We start from the raw sequence: 19,191 nt of genomic DNA, 5'->3' as shown, positions 1-19,191 counted from the left end.
GCCTCTTATCCTACTGCCGCCAGAGACATTTCCGCCTTAAGGGACTGTCCGCGCGAGGCGCCGACCACCGCGTCCACGTCCAGGATGAGGGCCACGCGGCCGTCACCGAGGATGGTTGCGGCAGCGATGCCCGGAACGTGGGTGTAGTTCGCCTCGAGGCTCTTGATGACGACCTGACGCTGCCCCTGGATCGCATCGACCATGAGGGCGCGCTGACCGCCGCCTTCGGATTCGACGAGAAGGGCGACACCTTCGACCGGGTTTGCCTGGGTGGCGCGGAAGTTCAGGATGCGACCGACATCGACCAGCGGGCAGAAGGAATTGCGGATCGAGATCAGCCGGTGGCTCGCACCGAAGGAGTGGATCGCGGCGGCTTCCGGCTGCAGGGTTTCGACGATGGCCGTCAGCGGCACGACCAGCGTCTGGCCGGCGACCGTGACCACCATGCCGTCGAGGACGGCGAGCGTCAGCGGCAGGCTCATCGTGAAGACCGAGCCATGGCCCGGCTTCGAGGTGATGTTGATGCGACCGCCGAGCGCCTGGATCGAGCGCTTGACGACGTCCATGCCGACACCGCGGCCGGAAATGTCGGAGATCTTGTCGGCCGTAGAGAAGCCCGGCAGGAAGATCAGGTTATCGATTTCCTCATCCGACAGGTTGGCGTCAGGCGAAATCAGCTCGTTGGCGATCGCCTTCTGGCGGACCTTTTCGCGGTTGATGCCGGCGCCGTCGTCAGCCAGTTCGATCAGGATGCGGCCCGAACGATGTTTTGCCGTCAGGCGGACCGTGCCTTCGGTGTTCTTGCCGGCAGCAGCACGCTTTTCAGGCGTTTCGATACCGTGGTCGACGGCGTTGCGGATCATGTGCGTCAGCGGCTCGGCCAGCTTGTCGATGACCGTCTTGTCCACTTCGGTGTTTTCACCTTCAGTGATCAGGCGGATCGACTTGCCGGTCATGTCGGCGATTTCGCGGACGATACGCGACATGCGCTGGAAGACCGGCTTCACGGGCTGGGCGCGGATCGCCATGACCGAGTCCTGGATCTCGCGGGTGAGCTGCTGAAGCTCTTCGAGGCCCATATTGATCGAGGACGTGCCGGTCGTATCGTTTTCGATGACGCTCTGGGAGAGCATCGCCTGGTTGATGACAAGCTCGCCGACGAGGTTGATCAGGCGGTCGACGCGATCGAGATCGACGCGGATCGTCTGGCCGGCGCTGGCAGCGGCATTGTTCTGGGCGGCAGCACTTGCTGCTGCAGCCGCAGCGGCGGCAGCCGATTCCTTCTTCTCGACACGGGCGGCAGCAGCAGCCATCTGCGTGACGTTGGTCGCCGTTTCGGCAGCAGCAACGGCCGCAGCCGTATCGTCGGCCGTGGTCTCGGCAGCAGCCGGTGCCTCAGAGGCACCGCCATCATCCAGGATCGAGAGATCGAACGGGACCGGGATCATCGGCAGTTCTTCATTGGTGTCGCCGGGCTTGGTGTCCTCTGCCGGCCTCACGGTCAGATCGCAATCCCATTCGGCGAATTCGAAGACCGAGCGGATGGCGTCTTCGCCCTTGTCCGTCTTGATCGTGATGTTCCAGAAGAAATAGGCGCCTTCCGGATCGATCTCATCGAGGCCGGGCAGAGCATCGGTGTTGCAATAGATGCTCATCTCGCCGAGGCGGGAGAGATCACGCAGCAGAAGGGTGGCGTCATTACCCTTTGAATATAGTTCGAAGCGCGGCTTGAAGATGATTTCATAGGCCGGCAGATCGATCGGCTTCTCTTCACCGCCGAAATCGTCGAAGGAGAAGGGGATCGGCTGGAAGCCGCTATCGTCGGTCGGCTTCGGAGTCGGGGCTGCGGCGGCCGGAGCAGCAGCGGCCTTGGGAACCGGCTTCGGTGCGGGCGCCTCGGAAACTGCCGAAGGAGACGGCATCTCGCCGTGGGCAAGCGCTTCCAGTTCCTTGACCAGGCCGCGGCTTCTGCTTTCATCGACGCTGCCGCCATCGCGGGCAGCATTGGTCAGGTCGGCGAGCACGTCGGCCGACTTCAGCATGACCTTCAGGACGTCCTGGTTCGGCTCAAGCTTGTTGGAACGAACGCAATCAAGTGTGGTCTCGAAGACGTGGGCGAAGGCGACGAGGTCATCCAGACCGAAGGCACCGGCACCGCCCTTGATCGAATGGACCGCGCGGAAAACCGCATTGACGGTTTCCGGGTCGCGATCGCCATCATTCATTTTCAGGAGACCGGATTCCAGTTCGGCGAGCTGTTCCTCGCACTCCTGGAAAAAGATCTCTTTGATTTCGTTCATATCCATAGGAGCAAATCCTGGGCTTTTTAGGCGGTTACACGCTCGATGGCATCGATCAGCTTGGCGGGGTCGAAGGGCTTGACGATCCAGCCGGTGGCACCAGCCTGGCGGGCACGGTTCTTCTTTTCCGCGTCGCTTTCAGTGGTCAGCACCAGGATCGGGATCGCACGGTACTTCTCGTTGCGACGGACACCTTCGATGAAGCCGAAGCCGTCGAGGCGCGGCATGTTGATGTCGGTGACAATGACGTCAGGATTGGACTCTTCGAGAACCTCGAGGCCTTCAACGCCGTCTTCAGCCTGGATCGTCTCGAAACCCGCGTTGTTCAGGGTTACGAGAAGCATGTTCCGGATGGTACGGGAATCGTCCACCGTCAATACTTTCTTCTTCATTGCCGGATCTCCTTGGCAAGCAGATGGTCGATGTCGACGCCAACCAACTGCATGGTTTTCGTGAATGCGTCGGACACCTTCGAGAAGGTGATCGACTGCTTGTCCTGGTCCCAGGTCTTCTCGGCGGCCATCAGAACCTGGGCGCAAAGAGCGCCGATGCGTTCGACTGCCGAAGCATCGATCGCCAGAGGGTTTCCGCGCATGGAGAGAAGCTTGTCGCGCAATGCGGACGCCTCATTGAGATCAAGAACCGCTGGCAACTCCAGCGTCTTGGCACTCTTCTTTGCTGCCATCAGCTTTTCCTTGTCCCCTTGTCCCCAACCCGCGAAAGCGAGCCGGCGTCATAATCCGATAGGTTAGTAAACATTCCGCCCACCTCCCGCTCTCGCGACAGGCAACGGCATGGTAAAATCGTCGTTTTCGTATTCGTCTTCGACCGCTTCCGGACGCGCCGCGATCGCAACCTGCCGGGGCTGGGCGGCACGTGCCGGCTGCAGCCGCGTTGCATAAGTGTTTTCACGGGCAATGCGGAATTCACGGATCGTCTGGCCAAGCTCGAGAATGACCGTGTAGAGGTGATCGGCGCCTTCGGCAGAACGCTCGGCGAAGCTTGCATTGTCTGCCACTTCGCCGCCGAGACCCTTTACATCGGCAGTCGCGGCTTCGAGGCCGGCGGCATGTTCACCGGTCTCGCTGGCGATATTGGCGATCGCGGCGTTGATGTCAGTCACCTGGCGGACGATGCTGGCAATCGAATCCTGCGTGCGTCCGACCATCTGCACGCCGGCATCGACCTGCGTCTTGGTGGTGGTCACCAGCGTCTTGATTTCACGGGCCGCTTCCGCCGAGCGCTGGGCAAGTGCCCGCACTTCCTGCGCCACGACGGCAAAGCCGCGGCCAGATTCGCCGGCGCGTGCGGCTTCGATGCCAGCATTCAGGGCAAGCAGGTTCGTCTGGAAGGCGATCTCGTCGATCGCGCCGATAATCTGGCCGATCTTCTCCGCAGACTGTTCGATATCAGCCATGGCGTTGATTGCGCGGCCGACGACCTCGCCGCTTTCCTCGACGGCGGCACGCGTGGCTGCGGCCGCCTTTTCAGCAGCCCGGCTGCCCGCTGCACCCTCGCGGACCCGCTCGGCAATGCCGGCAAGGGCGGCAGCGGAAAGCTGCAGGCGTCCGGCCTGACCGGAGGCATTGCCGGCAAAGCTGCGGGATGCGCCGGCAAGCGATTGTGTTGCGGCTTCCGCCTTCGCATTGCGCTCGGCAATCGCGGCAAATTCCGCCTGGAGGTTGTCGAGGGCCGCGTTCAGCGCGGCAGCAATGTCGGCGTGAGCGCCATCGACCGGTGCGCGCTGCGTCAGGTCCCGGGCTGACAGGCTTTCTATGACGTCACTGAAGATACGGGCGATTTCCGCCTCACCTTCGGCACGCTGATCGGCGAGTGCGCGCTGCTGCGTGGCGCGCAGCGCATTGAAACGCAGTGAGACGGCGATTTCGACATCGACCATCACGATGCGGATGATCGATGTCATCAGGTCGGTGATCTCGCGAGCACGACGCTTGGCCGATGGCAGGACAGGGCGGCCGGCCAGTTCATCGGCGAGACCGGAAATCACATGCTCCAGCATGACGCCGTGGCCTGCCACGTGCCAGCGGGGATCCAGGCCGATCTTGCTTTCGGTATCGGAGAGAACCTTGACGCGTTCCGCGTAGAGGCTGTCGAAACGTGCATCCGTCAACACATCCCAGTGTGAGGATTGCAGGTCGTGAAGGCGCTCGATCTGACGCTCGCTTTCGAAATTGCGCGCGGCATCCGGGAAAGACTGGAAACGATGGAAGAGATCGCGCAGGCCGGCCTTCAGATGAGCTTCAAGGGCAGGCCGATTACGGCGGACCATCTCGCACTGGTCGGTGTCGAGACCTGCAAAGCGCAGGCGATCACGCAGGCTGCCTGCCTGTGCTCCCCGAGCCTGATCTGATGGCATATCCTGCCCCAACGCCTGTCCCCAACCACTTTCCGGGCTAACCCGGCCAAAAACTTTTGACGTTTCCGAAGAACGCTACGCACGGAGACCGTCTTCGCCATCGGTAACGACCGACGGACTGAAGCCTCCTGATCAGCAATTCTGTTTCGGAGCTGCCTGAAGAGATGGATACCGGATCGACCCGGTACGGCGGGGCGGCGTCATGCCTGGTGGGAACGAGTGCATCTTCCCATTCCGACGTGTAACCCAATGTTTATGGTTAATTCCTTGCTTGAAGGTTAATAAGCCCTTCGCGTCGATAGCTTTTGAAACAATTCGCCAGACTTGACCTAGTAAATACTGGCACAGAGTTGCATCGCTGCTACAAGGCACACGCAAGCTCTATGTTATAGAGCCGATTTGAAGAGCCTGACATGATGTCAACAAGGAAAGAGAAATGATAGTTCTCGGAATGGGTTCCTGCCTGATCGCGATTGCGATCGCCGCGGCCATCACCCTCCTCGATGTGATCGCGGCACACCGCGACAGCCGCACTCTTCGCGTCTTCTAAGACGCCGCCCTCCGACGCTCCTTACCTTTCCCGTTGGCAGCCCGATACCGTTGGTGTATCGACACGCGCTCCTGTGTCAGCGGAAGTAACCAATTAATGTCAGCTCGGACCGGCCTCTTCATCATTCTGGCGTTCACGATTTTCCGCCTCGTGACGCTTCATTTTGATACAACGGATCTGTTCGTCGATGAGGCGCAATACTGGTTCTGGTCTCAGAATCTCGATTTCGGCTATTATTCAAAACCGCCCATGATTGCCTGGGTGCTCAGGATCTTTACCGAGCTTGCCGGCTCCAGCGACATTTACTGGCTGCGGTTTCCCGGCCCTCTCTTCCACATGGCAACCGCGCTGGTGCTGATGAAAATGGCGAAGCGCTTCATCGGGCCGGAGATCGAAGGCTGGGTCGGCGCGACCTATATCACGCTGCCGGCGGTTGCGCTTTCCTCTGTCTTCTTTTCCACCGACGTCATCCTGCTCTTCTTCATAGGCATTGCGCTCATTGCCTATTTCGAGTTGATGCGGCGTCGCTCTGTCGGGCTGGCTCTCCTGATGGGTGTCGGCGTCGGGCTGGCGTTCCTGACGAAATATGCCGTGCTCTTCCTTGTGCCGGGCGGCGCGATCGCGATGCTGCTCATTCCGGCGGCGCGCATCTCGGTGCGCGATTTCATCATCGGGGTCGTTACATCGGCAGTCGTCGCCGTCCCGAACCTCTGGTGGAACCTCCAGAACAACAATACGACGGTGCGCCACACGCAGGATATCGCCCACTGGAGCGATCTCGGCATCAATATCCGCGGCGGGCTGGAATTCTTCTCTGCGCAGTTTGGCGTCGTCGGCCCGATCGTCTTCTTTGCCATGCTCTGGGCCGTCTGGAACATGATCCGCGGCCGCAGCGAGCCGCGCGAGAAGATACTCGTCTGGCTGTCGATCCCGGTCGTGCTGCTCATTACCTTGCAGGCGACAATTGCCAAAGCCTATGCCAACTGGGCCGTAACGGCCTATGTGGCAGGCATCGTGCTTGCCGTCTGGGTGCTTTATCGCCTGTGGCCGAAGGGGCTCAGAACATCGCTCACCATCAATGGCATTGCCTGCCTGCTCTTCCCTTTCGCAACGATCTTCTCGCATCAACTGGTGCTGCCCAACGGCAAGGAAGTCATGGAACGCTATCTCGGCCGGTCCGAAGTCAGCCGTGAAGCTGCCGATCTTGCCGCGCAGGCCGGCGCCGGCATCATCGTTACCGACAACAGGGACATGGTCGCCGACCTCTTCCACACTCTGCGGGATACGTCCTACAAAATCTATGCCCGTCCGCCGGCCGATCTGCCGGACAGCTATTATGAGCAGGAATTCGCCCTGCCGGCCGATACCAGCGGGCAAGTCCTATTCCTGACTTCCAAGCCGCTGACCTGCGCACACGAAACGCCGGAAATGCTGAAAAGCTGGCAGCCGGAAAAAGGTAACTACAAAGGCGATACGATCTATGTCTACAAGGTCGGCGCGGCCTGCCTGATGCGGCCCTGAGGAAGTTCAGTTCACGGAGCCGGGCAGGCAGAGACCGGTTCCGCAGCCTTCTATTTCAATAAATTTTACGCCGCCCTCCTCGAAGGCAAGGCGCAACTGTGCCTCCGTCGCGCGATGGATTTCGTGATGACGGCCTTCATAGTCGCGGATCGTGCTGCGGGAGACGGCTGCCTTGTCAGCAAGATCCGTCTGCGTCCAATCAAGCAGCCCACGAGCCGCTCGGCACAAAGCGGGCGTCAGAATTGTTTCTTTTGCACCTTGACCCATAATTCCAAGCCGCCCATATTGGTCGATATAAATCATATATGTCATGTTTTGAACAGGATTTCCAGACCGGGAGAGAGCGATGCCTCACGATACGCCTTTGATTTCGACAATCGTCGGCGGCCTCGTGCTGGCATTTATTCTAGGCGCGATCGCCAATCGCCTGCGCCTTCCTCCACTTGTGGGATATCTTGTCGCGGGCGTTCTCGTCGGCCCCCATACGCCGGGTTTCGTTGCCGATCAAAGCCTTGCGCCGGAGCTTGCGGAAATCGGCGTCATCCTGCTGATGTTCGGCGTCGGCCTGCACTTTTCCCTTAAGGACCTGCTCTCCGTGCGAGGCATCGCGGTGCCGGGTGCTGTCGTACAGATCGGCTTTGCCACGCTGCTCGGCTGGGGTCTCGGCGCCTTTCTCGGGTGGCCGACGGGGGGCAGCCTCGTCTTCGGCCTTGCGCTGTCCGTCGCCTCGACGGTGGTGCTGCTGAAAGCCCTGCAGGAGCGGCGTCTTGTCGAAACGGAACGCGGGCGTATCGCCGTCGGTTGGCTGATCGTCGAAGACCTAGCCATGGTGCTGGCTCTGGTGCTGATCCCGGCGGCGGCCAGTATCACCGGCGATGGTCATGGCCCGGTCGAACCTCTTTCGGCGGGCCTCAACCGGCTTCTCGGCCTCGATCTCGGCGTCGGCGGCATCATCGCCATGACGCTGGTCAAGGTCGCGCTGTTCGTCGCGCTCATGCTGGTCTTCGGCCGCAAGCTCATTCCCTGGACGATGCATCGCATCGCCCATACCGGCTCGCGCGAGCTTTTCCGCCTCGGCGTGCTGGCCATCGCACTCGGCGTCGCCTTTGGCGCATCCAAGCTTTTCGGCGTGTCGCTGGCACTCGGCGCCTTCTTTGCCGGCATGGTTCTCGCCGAAAGCGAACTCAGCCATCGCGCCGCCCAGGAAAGCCTGCCGCTTCGCGATGCCTTTGCAGTGCTCTTCTTTGTTTCCGTCGGCATGCTGTTCGATCCGAACATCCTGATCGAACGGCCGCTGCCGGTACTTGCGACCGTCTTCATCATCGTCATCGGCAAGTCCGTGGCGGCGTTCCTGATCGTCCTGCTTTTCAGGAAGCCGGTCGGCACGGCGCTGACGATCTCCGCGAGCCTCGGGCAGATCGGCGAATTTTCCTTCATCCTCGCCGCCCTCGGCGTCGATCTCGGCCTGCTGCCGGAGGAAGGCCGAGACCTGATCCTTGCCGGCGCGATCATCTCGATCATTCTCAACCCCCTGCTCTTCTTCGTCTGTGACCGCATGCGGCCGCTCCTCGAAGCCAAGCGCGAGGAGCCGGCGGAAGCTCCAGTTCCGGCAACGGATACCGTCACAGCACATGTGGAAGAACACGTTGACGCGGACGACGTTCACCCGACGGCACTGAGCGGCCACGCAATCCTCGTCGGCTATGGCCGCGTCGGCAGCATTGTCGGCCAGAACCTCAAGTCCGCAGGCACTCCTTTCCTTGTCATCGAGGATTCCGACAAGCGCATTGCAGAGCTGCTTGCGCAGGGAATCGAAGTGCTCTCCGGAAATGCCGTCAGCCGCGAAACACTCGGCCTCGCCAATATCGCCGGCGCCCGCAGCCTCGTCATCGCCATTCCGAATGCCTTCGAAGCCTGCAGCATTGCCGAGCAGGGCCGCACCATCAATCCATCGATCCTGATCGTCGCGCGCGCTCATTCCGACGCCGAGGTAGACGAACTGCGGCAATACGGCGCCGATACCGTGATCATGGGTGAGCGGGAAATTGCGCTTGGCATGGTTGACCGGCTCGCTCAAGTGCATCATGACAGTGCACCCTATGAAGACGGACCTTCGGCTGGTACAATCGTGCCGTCGGTGGAGCCTCCGCCGGAAAAAGAATGAGAGATTGGCGCGCCTTTGAGCCGATTTGGGAGTGAAATCGCTGAGACAGAGGAGACGGAGCTGGGTCAGCGCCGTCTGGCAAGTCGTATTGCCGCTTCCGTTGTCGTCGCGTTTCTCGCCTATCTCGGCCTGCTCTTCGGCGGCAATATCGTCATCAGCCCGTCGTCGGCGCCGAACAGCCTGTCGTCTTCCAGCCGGGATTCGCAGCAGACGCAGGTGACTGCGCGCGACGCCATTCGCGGCTTGCTGATCAGCGACCGCAAGATGGCACCGAAACAGCAGGTCCACGATGCCGGCCCGGCATCGCTGAACGCTGCGCCCGCACTGCATATTGCCGACTGGCGCCAGGCCGCCCCGGCACCTGAGTTCGAAGCCCCGCTGCGGCCTGCCACAGCCCGGGCTCACCAGCCCCGCGCACCGCCGCAGGCTGCCTGAATCACGTCGCCTTCGGGTGCTTCTGATCAAATAGACATGTAGACATGCCGCAGCGCGGTCGCGCGGGCCAAAGCATTATCCAAGGACTTAAAACATGCGCAATTCACCATGGCTGGTGTTCACCTATACGGTGATCATCGTGCTCGGCCTGTTGATCGCCCTTCCAAACGCGCTGCCGCCAAGCGTGCTCCAGCGCATTCCTGCCTGGCTGCCGCATAGCCAGGTCTCCCTCGGTCTCGACCTTCGCGGCGGTTCGCACCTCGTGCTCGAAGTCGATGAGGCCGATCTCACCAAGGAGCGCCTGAACTCGCTGCTGCAGGACGCGCGCCGCGTGCTGCGCGAAAAGAACATTCAGCCGAAGTCGATCGTCCGCAACAATAACAATATCGTTGTTTCGCTCGCCGATCCCCAGCAGAGCGATGCTGCCGTCACGCAACTTCGCACCCTTGGCAATGTGATCTCCAGCGGCATCAGCGCCGGCCAGTCCGACCTTGCGGTCACGGCCGATGGCGGCAATATCACCATTGGCTTCTCGCCGGCCGGTATTGCAACCAATGTCGACAATGCCGTCGCACAGAGCCTTGAAGTCATTCGCCAGCGCGTCGACCAGGTCGGCGTTGCCGAGCCGACGATCCAGCGCATCGGCTCCAACCGTATTCTCGTCCAGCTTCCGGGCGCACAGGATCCGTCCCGCCTTCGCGAACTTCTTGGCTCCACCGCCAAGATGTCCTTCCATATGCTCGCCCCGAACGGCCAGGCCGGCCCCGGCGTGACGATCATGAAGGACGACGAAGGCAACTCCTATCCGGTTCTCGACCGCGTCGAAATTTCCGGCGACCGCCTCTCGGATGCCCGCGTCAGCTTCGACCAGAACCAGCAGCCGGTCGTTACCTTCCGCTTCGACAGCGCCGGTGCTACCCGCTTTGCGGATATTACCCGTCAGAATGTCGGCAATCCCTTCGCCATCGTGCTTGACGACAAGGTGCTGAGCGCGCCTGTCATCCGCGAGCCGATCACCGGCGGTTCGGGGCAGATCTCCGGCAACTTCACGACTGAGAGCGCCAATACGCTCGCGGCCATGCTGCGCGCCGGCGCCCTGCCCGCCAAGCTGACCGTCATCGAAGAACGCACCGTCGGCGCCGACCTCGGCGCGGACGCGATCAAGATGGGCCTTTATGCCGGCGTCGTCGGCTTCGTGCTCGTCGCCGCCTTCATCTTCGTGCTCTACGGCACCTGGGGCATTCTCGCCAATATCGCGCTTCTGATCCACACGATCCTGACCTTCTCGGCACTGACGCTTGTCGGGGCGACGCTCACCCTGCCCGGCATCGCCGGCGTCGTGCTCGGCATCGGCCTTGCGGTCGACGCGAACGTCCTGATCAACGAACGCATCCGTGAAGAAACGCGCAAGGGCAAGAGTGCCTTTGCGGCTATCGACACCGGCTTCCGCCGTGCCTACTCGACCATTATCGACGGCAACATGACGGCGCTCATCGCTGCCGCCATCCTGTTCTGGTTCGGCTCCGGCCCGGTTCGCGGCTTTGCCGTGACCATGGCGCTCGGCCTGATCATCTCGATGTTCACCTCGGTCGCCTTCGTGCGTGTCACGATGATCGAGATCGCCCGTCGTCGGAAGTTGAAGGTCCTGAACATCAGGCCGCTGATCCCCTTCAGCCCCTACGACAAGCATATCCAGTTCATGAAAGCACGCTTCTTCGGCGTGACCGTCTCCGCGCTGCTGTCGATCGCTTCGATTGCCCTGTTCATCTATCCGGGCCTCAACTACGGCGTCGACTTCCGTGGCGGTATCCAGATGTCGGTGAAGACGCAGGACGCTGCCGATCTCGGCCGCTTCCGCGAAGGTCTGAACGGCCTTGGCCTCGGCGAAGTCGCGTTGCAGTCCTTCGGAGACAACAAGACCATGCTGGTGCGCGCGCAGCGCCAGGACGGTGGTGAGGAAGCACAGACGGCCGCGGTGACCAAACTGAAGGCCGAGATCGTCAAGATCGACCCGTCGGCGACCGTGACCGGTACCGACGTCATCGGTCCGAAGGTTTCCGGCGAGCTTGCCTGGGCCGGTATCCTGTCGGTCGTCGTCGCAAGCCTTGCGATGCTGTTCTACATCTGGTTCCGCTTCGAATGGCCGTTCGCGGTCGGCGCCATCGTCACTCTGGTGCTCGACGTGACCAAGGCGATCGGCTTCTTCGCGTTGACGGGACTGGACTTCAACCTGACGGCCATCGCAGCCATCCTGACGCTGGTCGGCTATTCGGTGAACGACAAGGTCGTCGTCTACGACCGCATGCGTGAAAACATGCGCCTCTACAAGTCGATGCCGCTGCGCGAAATCATCGACAAGTCGATCAACGAGACGCTGGCCCGAAGCCTCTATACCAATGCGACGGCCTTCCTCTCGCTGCTGCCGATGGCAATCTGGGGCGGCAGTGCCGTGGAAAGCTTCGCGATCCCAATGGCCTTCGGCATTCTCGTTGCCGCTGCATCGTCGATCTTCATCGCAGCGCCGATCCTGCTCTTCCTCGGCGACTGGCGCCGCCGCCATGCCAAGGCAGTCGCGGCTTCGAACGATGCAGCCGTGGAAATCATTCCGCCGGATGCAGGCCAGCCGCGCAAAACGGCAGGCTAAACCGCCGATATTTAAGGTGACTTGGAGAGGGCGCCGGTTGCACAGCCGGCGCCCTCTTTCTATGTTCGGTTCAAAGAGATCGGGAGCACCGCCACATGTCTTCCAACCCGACGGCGAAAAAGCCGGAAACCGGTTCCACTGACAATCAGGAGGAGCGTATCAAACGTTTCCTCGCGACCGCTTCGCACGACCTGCAATCACCGCTCCGCCATATCGCTATGTATGCGGAAATGCTGCTCGACGATCTTGAACCGACGCTCGACAGCGAACAGCTGCAGAGCTTGAGAACGATCATGGACAAGGCCCAGACGGCACAGCGGCTTACCAAGGCATTGATCAGCCTTGCAGGAACGACACCCCAGATCACCATCAGCGACGTGCGCCTCACCGATGTTGCGCAGGAGGCCTGGAAGCAATCCGTGGAGGAATTTCCCGTGAGCGGCGCTGCACTCGATGCCGACAATCTGCCCCTCATCCGCAGCGATGCGGCAGTTCTGACTATTGTTTTGAGACACCTCTTCTCCAATGCGCTGACATACCACGGCGCCGCCGCGCCGCATGTGATCGTGACGGCCGCACGGGAAGCTGCTGACTGGCGCATCGTCGTCACCGACAATGGCTGCGGCATCGAGCCTGCTTATCGGGAGAAGATCTTCGATGCCTTCTGGAAGCTGCCGAAAGCAGGCAGCGTGCCCGGCCCGGGGCTTGGCCTCACGACCACGCGGGATCTGCTGGCCGCATTCGGCGGCGACATCAGGCTCGACCATTCCGATGAGAGCGGCAGCCGCTTTGCGATCCGCCTGCCCGCATAGAGCTTCCTCGTCAGATGCTGTAATCATCCTTCCAGAAATCCGGGACATCATATGTCACGTATTCGCGGATGATGTGCTGCAGCGTCTGGACGTCGATCTCGTCTTTGCCGATACGGAAATCGACACCGTAATCGGGAAATTCCTGGAAATAATTGCCTGATATGTCGGTCGAGATGACGCCAATCGGGCCGGTATAGCCAATACCCCGGAGTTCAGGCACCGTCTCGCGAAAATCAGCGTTTGGCAGCAGGCGGTTGTCGAGAAGGACGAGATCGAAGCGAGCAGTCCTTATCTTGTCCAGCGCATCACCGATCGATTGAGAATATTCGACGTCGACGGGCGGTTCGGAGAGGTCTGCGATCTTCTTTTTGAGCGAACGGAACTCGATGAACTCGTCATCGACGAACAATACCTTCACCGCATTCCTGCGCGTTGCTTCCGCACTCATCGTTTCACCTTTCCCCGACGTGAAACCGGCTCACGAAACCAGACCGTTTCGCAACGCAATCGCCACCATATGAACGCGGTTGACGGCATCAAGCTTCCGGACTGCGGCCGTAATATGGGAATTGACCGTGTGTTCGGAAAGGCCGAGGATGATGGCGATCTCCGCGGAAGTCTTGCCTTCGCTCGTCCATTTGACGATTTCGGTTTCGCGCTGCGTGAGCCGACCGGACATTTCCTGCGTCAGGATTTCCTCATACAGCTTGTCGAAGATGCGCATGGCATCGAGCAGAATATCCGCCACCTCGCCCTGGTCCGGCTCCGGTCGCGGGCCGCTGAGCACCAGGCTGTAGCGACGTCCTTCCGGCGTAAACAGCGGGATGAAAAGAAATGTGCTGCCGCTGAATTCGTTGAAAACCAAGTCCGGAGGGTAGCCTTCTATCGCTGCACTTTTCCCATGTACCGGCGTCGTCAGGAACTGCGCCGTCCGCGCCTTGGCAGTTCCCAATGCTTCCTTGAGAGTCTTGACAAAGAGGCTCATGCGCCGTTCGGCGACATTGGTGATGACGACATCGCGTTCGCCGAAAGGCGCTGCAGCCTCCGAGATACGCGCCAGGGTAAAATTGTCGAAATTGTAATGCTGCGCGGCCGCCTTCAGCAGGCGAAAAAAATCCGTGCGATTGATCGCCCGGCTCAGTTCCGGACCCGCATGAAAGGGAACTGCGGCAGCACTGGTCATTCCGACTCTTCCTCCTCCCCAATTCTCATTCCGGCGATCCCGAAATCTTGGGATATACGTCTAAAACGCGAACAGCTACAAAAATTGCGAGACGGTTGATGATCGATAGCGAAATGGGGACTTTCAATATCGCAAGCGGAGACATCTCAACTACAGGTGATGCATAGGGCAGTTTACTCGAATAGTAGCTCTTACCTAGGTATCGCAATCTCTCTGCATTCAACATCCATGGATGCGGAAGACAGTGCCGGAAGTAAGCGCGGGAGAGCCGGTCGGGCCATTCAGCTAAGGGGTTGGCTGACGTTCGTGGCGGCGAACATGGATCGGGCGGCTCTCTCAGTGCTTTTTGATTTTCTTCTCTTGGGTTGCATTTTGAAATGCGCTGCCGGGCTTGTCAATTGTGCTTTGTCGCACAGATCGGGCACTTCAGGGATGCAGATCCGCCGCATTTCCGCAATCATCGATTGCCGGTGATGCTGGCAAAATCCAACGGTTTCTCAAGGTAGAAATCGGCACCAGCGGCAAGCGCCCGTTCCCGGTCCTCCGCTGCATCAGAACCACTGCAAACGCCGAGCCGCATGGCTGAAAAGCGGTCCTCTCCCCGCAGCCGCGCGATCAGCCCGCTGCCGCTGTCAAGAGGCATATAGAGGTCAGCGATGAGTATATCCGGGACGCCTTCGCCTCTTTCCAGCCGCTCCTCGAGCGCCTCGAATGCCGACTGTGCGGTGGAGAAGCAGAATAGATCAACATCCACCTTCTGTTTCTTTCGGATATAGTCGATATAGAAGAGATCATCCCTGCTATCGTCGACGTAAAACAAGATCGGCATCTGGCACCACAATCGGGATATTGTTTCGGCGGCTCTATACTGTCCTTGGCTGAGACTTTAACGCCACTTCGCTAAAATTCGATATCGACCTTTGATGATTTGTTGTCGAAAAAGCATGTTTTGCCCAACAATCTGGCTATTGAGTATTCGTCGATTTCGGAAAAGATGGCTTGCCAACAAGGACATGGCGGAAAGGTGGTGCAGGTGCGGGATGCTGGCAATGCGGGACGGGACGGGACGGAAAGCGGTCACTACCGCATGGTCGCGATCGTCATCGGCTACCTGCTGGTCCTGCTTGGCCTGACGGTGGTAGCCGGGTGGCTGCTCGAGATCGAAATCATCATATCGATCGTGCCCGGCTTTCCTTCCATGGCATTCAATACCGCCATCTGCTTCGTTCTGTCGGGTATCGGGCTCGCCGCTTCGATGGGAAAAAACAAGCCCACCCGCATCGTGCCCCTCATCGCTTGCGGCCTCGCCGCCCTGCTTTCCGCGGTGCGCCTGACAGAGATCATCACGCTCGGCCGCACGATACACAATGTCGATGTGTTCCTGACGCAATTTCTCGTCTCTCCAAGCTTTGCCGAACAGATCGGCGGCGGCATGGGGCCGAACACGGCGCTGATCTTCCTGATATCAAATCTTTCCATTCTCCTTGCGCTCTATGGGAAGGAGCGGCGCGGCCAGCTCGTACAGGAACTCACCAGCTATATCGTGATCACGCTCGGCATGATCGCGCTTGCCGGATATATCACCAATGCCGAACAGGGATATCGCTGGGGTCCCTATGCCGCGATGGCCCTGCCGACGGCTATCGGTCTGGTGGCTTTGGGTTGCGGGCTTCTCGCCAGATCCTGGTGGATGTTGCCAACCAACCGGGGACAGATCCCCCTCTGGATACCGGCGTCGATCTGCTTTACCGGCCTCATTGTCGATCTCTACACGCCGCTTGGCGTGGCAAGCGGCATTCTCTATGTCCCGCTTGTGCTGACAGCGCTCTGGTTCGGCAATCGTAACGCGCCGATCTTCTTCGCTTTCGTCTGCACTGTGCTGATCCTGCTCGGCTTTTTCGCCGTCAACCATGCTGAGAACGAATTCTGGCGCGAAGCCGCCAATCGGTCGATCACGGCAGCGACGCTCTGGCTGATTGCCATTTTCGTCTTCTATTTCATGCGCAACAACCAGCGTCTGGAAACCGAACGCATCCGGTTCAGCGCGCTCGTGCGCAATACGCCCGACGCGGTGATCGCCATCGACGAGGCGGGGCGGATCATGAGCTTCAATCCGGCCGCCGAGACCATGTTCGGCTATACATCGCAGGAAGCGATCGGCAACAACATCAAGATGCTGATGCCGGAACCCTATCATTCCGAACATGACGCCTATCTCGGCAACTATCGGCGCACCGGCGAGGAACGGATCATCGGTACGACGCGCATGGTCTCCGGCCGGCGCAGGAACGGCGTCGTCTTCCCGATCGACCTCTCGGTCAGCGCCGTCGTCGCCGGTTCGAGCAAGACCTTCGTCGGCATCGTGCGCGATATCAGCGAGCGTGTGCGGCAGGAAGAGCGGATGAAGACGACGCTTGCCCAACTTGAGGAATACACAGCCGATCTCGAACGTTCCAACCACGATCTCGACGAGTTCGCCTATATCGCCTCGCACGATCTCAAGGAGCCGCTGCGCGGCCTGCACAATCACTCGCGTTTCCTGCTGGAAGACTACGAAGAGAAGCTCGACGATGACGGTGTGCGCCGGCTCAACCGGCTGGTTCGACTCAGTCAGCGCATGGAAAAGCTCGTCAACGATCTTCTCTATTTCTCGCGCATCGGCCGCCAGCAGCTCGCGGTCAAAAGAACCGATATCGGTTCGATCGTCCGCGACGTAGCCGCCACGATGGAGCTTTTTCTCGAGGAACGGCATGCAAAGGTCGTCATCGACGGCCTGCTGCCGGAAGTCGTCTGCGATGCGCCGCGCCTGACCGAAGTGTTCCGCAATCTCGTCACAAATGCGGTCAAATACAACGACAAGCCCATGCCGCTCATCAGCGTAGGTTATCTGGAACGTTATGTCGGCAGGGACGGGACGACAGCCCGCAACGTCTTCTACGTGAAGGACAACGGCAAGGGCATACCCCAAGAATTCTACGAGGATATTTTCCGCATTTTCAAACGGCTTGAAAAATCGCAGGATTCCGAGGACGGCACCGGCGCAGGGCTCACCTTCGTGCGCAAGATCATTGGGCGTCACAATGGTGAGATATGGCTGGAGTCGGATATCGGCATCGGCACGACATTTTATTTTACCCTGGGAAGGAAGCGCGAGGGCCAGAATGCAGCAGCGTGACACGCAACCGATCCTCATCGTCGAGGATAGCGAGGATGATTTCGAAGCGACGATGCGCGCCTTCAAGCGCACCAATCTGCGCAACTCCATCCGCTGGGCCGCCTCCGGCCAGGAAGCACTCGGCGTGCTCGCCACCATGACGCCGAAGCCCGGCCTCATCCTGCTCGACCTCAATATGCCGGGCCTAGACGGGCGCAAGACCCTTGAGGCGATCAAGTCCAATCCGCATTGGCGCAAGATCCCCGTCGTGATCCTCACGACATCGGACGACGAGCGCGACATCGAGGGCTGCTATGCGCTCGGTGCCAACACCTATGTACAGAAGCCGGTCGATCTCGATGGACTATTCGCCGCTATCCAGCGGCTCAAGGAATACTGGTTCGAAATCGCAATCCTGCCTTTAGAGGACTGACGTTTGGCGGAAGACTGCTGCGTTCTCATCATCGATGACAACATAGACGACCGGGAAGTCTATCGCCGCATGCTGGCACGCGTCTCCGGCACGAATTATACCGTGATCGAGGCCGAGACCGGTGACGAGGGTCTGGCCCTCAGCAGCCAGAGGCACCCTCACTGCATCTTGCTCGACTATTCGCTTCCCGGCCGCGACGGCCTTGGCGTGCTCTCGGAAATCCTCGCCCAGGATGCCGCCGCCAATGTGGTCATGCTGACCGGCCAGGGTAACGAGACCGTCGCCGTTGAAGTGATGAAAAGCGGTGCGCGCGACTATCTCACCAAGGATGCGCTATCGCCCGAAACCCTGCACCGCTGCATCCAGAATGCGATGATGCATGGCGCGCTGGAAGCAAAGCTCGAGCAGAAGCGGCAGTCGCTCGAAATCTTCACCCGCGCCATGGCGCATGATCTCAAGGAGCCGCTGCGAACGATCAAGTCCTTCAGCCGCATCCTGCATGGCTCGGCCGAATTGCCGGCCGAAGACCGCGAGCTTCTCGATTATATACTGAGCGCCGCCGATCACATGGAAGACCTGATCGTCAAGGTCTCGGGCTTTACGAGGCTGGAGGTTTCGAGCGAACTCGAACTCAAGCCCGTCCCCTTGTCGGCAGTGCTCGATCAGGTGGAGCACAATCTGCACCAGCAGATCGAAAGCCGGCAGGCGATCCTTATCCGCGGCCATCTGCCGGAGGTGATGGGCGACGCGACGCTGCTGATCCAGCTTTTGCAGAACCTCGTCTCCAATGCGATCCGCTATTGTGAGGATACCGTTCCGGAAGTGCGCATTTCGGCCATCGCAGACAGGGGAGTCTGCCGCCTGACGATCGACGACAACGGGCCGGGTATCGACCCCGACCATCGTGAGCTGATCTTCCAACCCTTCAAGCGCCTCGTCGGCCGCGGCATCGAAGGCACGGGGCTCGGGCTTGCCATATGCCGCCGCATCGCGCAGCTGCATGGCGGCTCTATCTGGTGCGAGGCGAAGACCGGCAGAGGTGCGACCTTCCTGCTCGAAGTACCACTCGCGGAGACATCGGGCGGACAGCCGATCACTCGCAAACAGTCCCCGACGGCAAAAGCACCCGACCATGCGAGCGAAAGCCGCGGCAGGCTCGCCGAAGTGCTGCTGGTGGAAGACAGCCCGGCCGATATCCAGCTTCTGAAGATCAAGCTGATGCGCCGCGAGAAGGTGAACTTCAACCTGCATGTGGCGACCAACGGTCGTGAGGCGATGCGGCTTCTGGAGCAACGCGCAGGTATCCCCGACGAACCGCAGATCGACCTGATGCTGCTCGACATCAACATGCCGATCATGGACGGTTTCGAAGTGCTGAATGCGCTCTCATCCGATCAACGACTGAACCGGATTCCAGTCTGCGTGCTGAGCACATCAAGCGACGAAAGCGACATGCAACGGGCAAAGGATCTCGGCGCACTCGCCTACATGGTCAAGCCGCCGACACTGCAGCAACTCGAGGAAGCGTTAGAGGAAGTCGAGACGCTGGAGCTCCTGCCGCGTGGTGACGCACTTGTACTTTTTGCGGAACAAAATTAGAGAGAAGGCCATTGGCAAC

At 60.1% G+C, this 19,191-nt stretch carries 16 protein-coding genes; 8 read left to right on the top strand and 8 right to left on the bottom strand.

The window, feature by feature from the left end; translation table 11 throughout:
• Positions 1-5: 5 nt before the first annotated feature.
• The 4 genes from LVY75_12690 to LVY75_12675 all read right to left on the bottom strand — a co-directional run bounded on the left by LVY75_12690 (position 6) and on the right by LVY75_12675 (position 4,677).
• A complete protein-coding gene (locus tag LVY75_12690; GenBank protein ID XAZ24075.1) occupies positions 6-2,306 on the bottom strand; it encodes a chemotaxis protein CheA in 2,301 nt (766 codons plus the stop codon).
• Positions 2,307-2,326: 20 nt separating this feature from the next.
• The gene (gene cheY1, locus LVY75_12685; protein XAZ24074.1) at positions 2,327-2,692 is read right to left on the bottom strand and encodes a chemotaxis response regulator CheY1; all 366 of its coding nucleotides are present in this window, start codon (positions 2,690-2,692) and stop codon (positions 2,327-2,329) included.
• Positions 2,689-2,985 (bottom strand): STAS domain-containing protein, encoded by a 297-nt coding sequence (locus tag LVY75_12680; GenBank protein XAZ24073.1) that lies wholly within the window; start codon positions 2,983-2,985, stop codon positions 2,689-2,691. Before LVY75_12680 ends, cheY1 begins: the two co-directional genes overlap by 4 nt.
• A gap of 63 nt (positions 2,986-3,048) precedes the next feature.
• A complete protein-coding gene (locus LVY75_12675; protein ID XAZ24072.1) occupies positions 3,049-4,677 on the bottom strand; it encodes a globin-coupled sensor protein in 1,629 nt (542 codons plus the stop codon).
• Positions 4,678-5,323: 646 nt separating this feature from the next.
• Between LVY75_12675 and LVY75_12670 the strand changes: the two genes are divergently transcribed.
• Entirely contained in the window at positions 5,324-6,748 is a 1,425-nt protein-coding gene (locus LVY75_12670; GenBank protein XAZ24071.1) for a glycosyltransferase family 39 protein, read from the top strand.
• A gap of 6 nt (positions 6,749-6,754) precedes the next feature.
• Here LVY75_12670 and LVY75_12665 read toward each other — a convergent pair whose 3' ends face one another.
• On the bottom strand, positions 6,755-7,060 hold the full coding sequence (locus LVY75_12665) for a helix-turn-helix domain-containing protein (GenBank protein ID XAZ24070.1): 306 nt from the start codon (positions 7,058-7,060) through the stop codon (positions 6,755-6,757).
• 34 nt (positions 7,061-7,094) lie between these two features.
• Here LVY75_12665 and LVY75_12660 point away from each other — a divergent pair, with 34 nt between their 5' ends.
• The 4 genes from LVY75_12660 to LVY75_12645 all read left to right on the top strand — a co-directional run bounded on the left by LVY75_12660 (position 7,095) and on the right by LVY75_12645 (position 12,803).
• Positions 7,095-8,912, top strand: a complete 1,818-nt coding sequence (locus LVY75_12660) for a Kef family K(+) transporter (protein XAZ24069.1) — start codon at positions 7,095-7,097, stop codon at positions 8,910-8,912.
• Positions 8,913-8,927: 15 nt separating this feature from the next.
• Complete coding sequence (locus LVY75_12655) at positions 8,928-9,347, top strand: hypothetical protein (GenBank protein ID XAZ24068.1); 420 nt, start codon at positions 8,928-8,930, stop codon at positions 9,345-9,347.
• Between the two features lie 94 nt (positions 9,348-9,441).
• Positions 9,442-11,991, top strand: a complete 2,550-nt coding sequence (secD, locus tag LVY75_12650; GenBank protein ID XAZ24067.1) for a protein translocase subunit SecD — start codon at positions 9,442-9,444, stop codon at positions 11,989-11,991.
• 95 nt (positions 11,992-12,086) lie between these two features.
• Complete coding sequence (locus LVY75_12645; GenBank protein ID XAZ24066.1) at positions 12,087-12,803, top strand: HAMP domain-containing histidine kinase; 717 nt, start codon at positions 12,087-12,089, stop codon at positions 12,801-12,803.
• Between the two features lie 10 nt (positions 12,804-12,813).
• Here LVY75_12645 and LVY75_12640 read toward each other — a convergent pair whose 3' ends face one another.
• From LVY75_12640 to LVY75_12630, 3 genes are all read right to left on the bottom strand, one after another.
• Positions 12,814-13,251 carry a response regulator gene (locus LVY75_12640; GenBank protein XAZ24065.1) on the bottom strand — a complete coding sequence of 146 codons (438 nt, stop codon included), beginning with the start codon at positions 13,249-13,251 and terminating at the stop codon, positions 12,814-12,816.
• 30 nt (positions 13,252-13,281) lie between these two features.
• Positions 13,282-13,986: a helix-turn-helix transcriptional regulator gene (locus tag LVY75_12635; protein XAZ24064.1), complete on the bottom strand. Its 705-nt coding sequence runs from the start codon at positions 13,984-13,986 to the stop codon at positions 13,282-13,284.
• Positions 13,987-14,443: 457 nt separating this feature from the next.
• Positions 14,444-14,815, bottom strand: coding sequence for a response regulator (locus tag LVY75_12630; GenBank protein ID XAZ24063.1), 372 nt, complete (start codon positions 14,813-14,815; stop codon positions 14,444-14,446).
• A gap of 258 nt (positions 14,816-15,073) precedes the next feature.
• On the opposite strand from LVY75_12630, the gene LVY75_12625 reads away from it, so the two are divergent.
• Genes LVY75_12625 through LVY75_12615 form a run of 3 tightly spaced genes read left to right on the top strand, consistent with a single transcriptional unit; the run spans position 15,074 to position 19,172 of the window.
• Positions 15,074-17,161, top strand: a complete 2,088-nt coding sequence (locus LVY75_12625) for a PAS domain S-box protein (protein XAZ25709.1) — start codon at positions 15,074-15,076, stop codon at positions 17,159-17,161.
• Positions 17,148-17,573, top strand: a complete 426-nt coding sequence (locus LVY75_12620) for a response regulator (protein XAZ24062.1) — start codon at positions 17,148-17,150, stop codon at positions 17,571-17,573. Before LVY75_12625 ends, LVY75_12620 begins: the two co-directional genes overlap by 14 nt.
• Positions 17,574-17,576: 3 nt before the next feature.
• A complete protein-coding gene (locus tag LVY75_12615) occupies positions 17,577-19,172 on the top strand; it encodes a response regulator (protein XAZ24061.1) in 1,596 nt (531 codons plus the stop codon).
• The last annotated feature ends 19 nt before the right edge of the window (positions 19,173-19,191 follow it).

The organism is Sinorhizobium sp. B11 (genome assembly GCA_039725955.1).
Classification (GTDB): Bacteria; Pseudomonadota; Alphaproteobacteria; order Rhizobiales; family Rhizobiaceae; genus Rhizobium.
Note: the sequence above shows the minus strand (reverse complement) of the source record. Positions and strands in the feature narration are given on the sequence as shown.

Excerpts from the sequence above, each read along its gene's own strand:
- LVY75_12640 (XAZ24065.1), bottom strand. The coding sequence starts at position 13,251 with ATGAGTGCGGAAGCAACGCGCAGGAATGCGGTGAAGGTATTGTTCGTC.
- LVY75_12630 (XAZ24063.1), bottom strand. The coding sequence starts at position 14,815 with ATGCCGATCTTGTTTTACGTCGACGATAGCAGGGATGATCTCTTCTAT.
- LVY75_12675 (XAZ24072.1), bottom strand. The coding sequence starts at position 4,677 with ATGCCATCAGATCAGGCTCGGGGAGCACAGGCAGGCAGCCTGCGTGAT.
- cheY1 (XAZ24074.1), bottom strand. The coding sequence starts at position 2,692 with ATGAAGAAGAAAGTATTGACGGTGGACGATTCCCGTACCATCCGGAAC.
- LVY75_12635 (XAZ24064.1), bottom strand. The coding sequence starts at position 13,986 with ATGACCAGTGCTGCCGCAGTTCCCTTTCATGCGGGTCCGGAACTGAGC.
- LVY75_12645 (XAZ24066.1), top strand. The coding sequence starts at position 12,087 with ATGTCTTCCAACCCGACGGCGAAAAAGCCGGAAACCGGTTCCACTGAC.
- LVY75_12690 (XAZ24075.1), bottom strand. The coding sequence starts at position 2,306 with ATGGATATGAACGAAATCAAAGAGATCTTTTTCCAGGAGTGCGAGGAA.
- LVY75_12680 (XAZ24073.1), bottom strand. The coding sequence starts at position 2,985 with ATGGCAGCAAAGAAGAGTGCCAAGACGCTGGAGTTGCCAGCGGTTCTT.
- LVY75_12670 (XAZ24071.1), top strand. The coding sequence starts at position 5,324 with ATGTCAGCTCGGACCGGCCTCTTCATCATTCTGGCGTTCACGATTTTC.
- LVY75_12660 (XAZ24069.1), top strand. The coding sequence starts at position 7,095 with ATGCCTCACGATACGCCTTTGATTTCGACAATCGTCGGCGGCCTCGTG.
- LVY75_12625 (XAZ25709.1), top strand. The coding sequence starts at position 15,074 with ATGGTCGCGATCGTCATCGGCTACCTGCTGGTCCTGCTTGGCCTGACG.
- LVY75_12620 (XAZ24062.1), top strand. The coding sequence starts at position 17,148 with ATGCAGCAGCGTGACACGCAACCGATCCTCATCGTCGAGGATAGCGAG.
- secD (XAZ24067.1), top strand. The coding sequence starts at position 9,442 with ATGCGCAATTCACCATGGCTGGTGTTCACCTATACGGTGATCATCGTG.
- LVY75_12665 (XAZ24070.1), bottom strand. The coding sequence starts at position 7,060 with ATGACATATATGATTTATATCGACCAATATGGGCGGCTTGGAATTATG.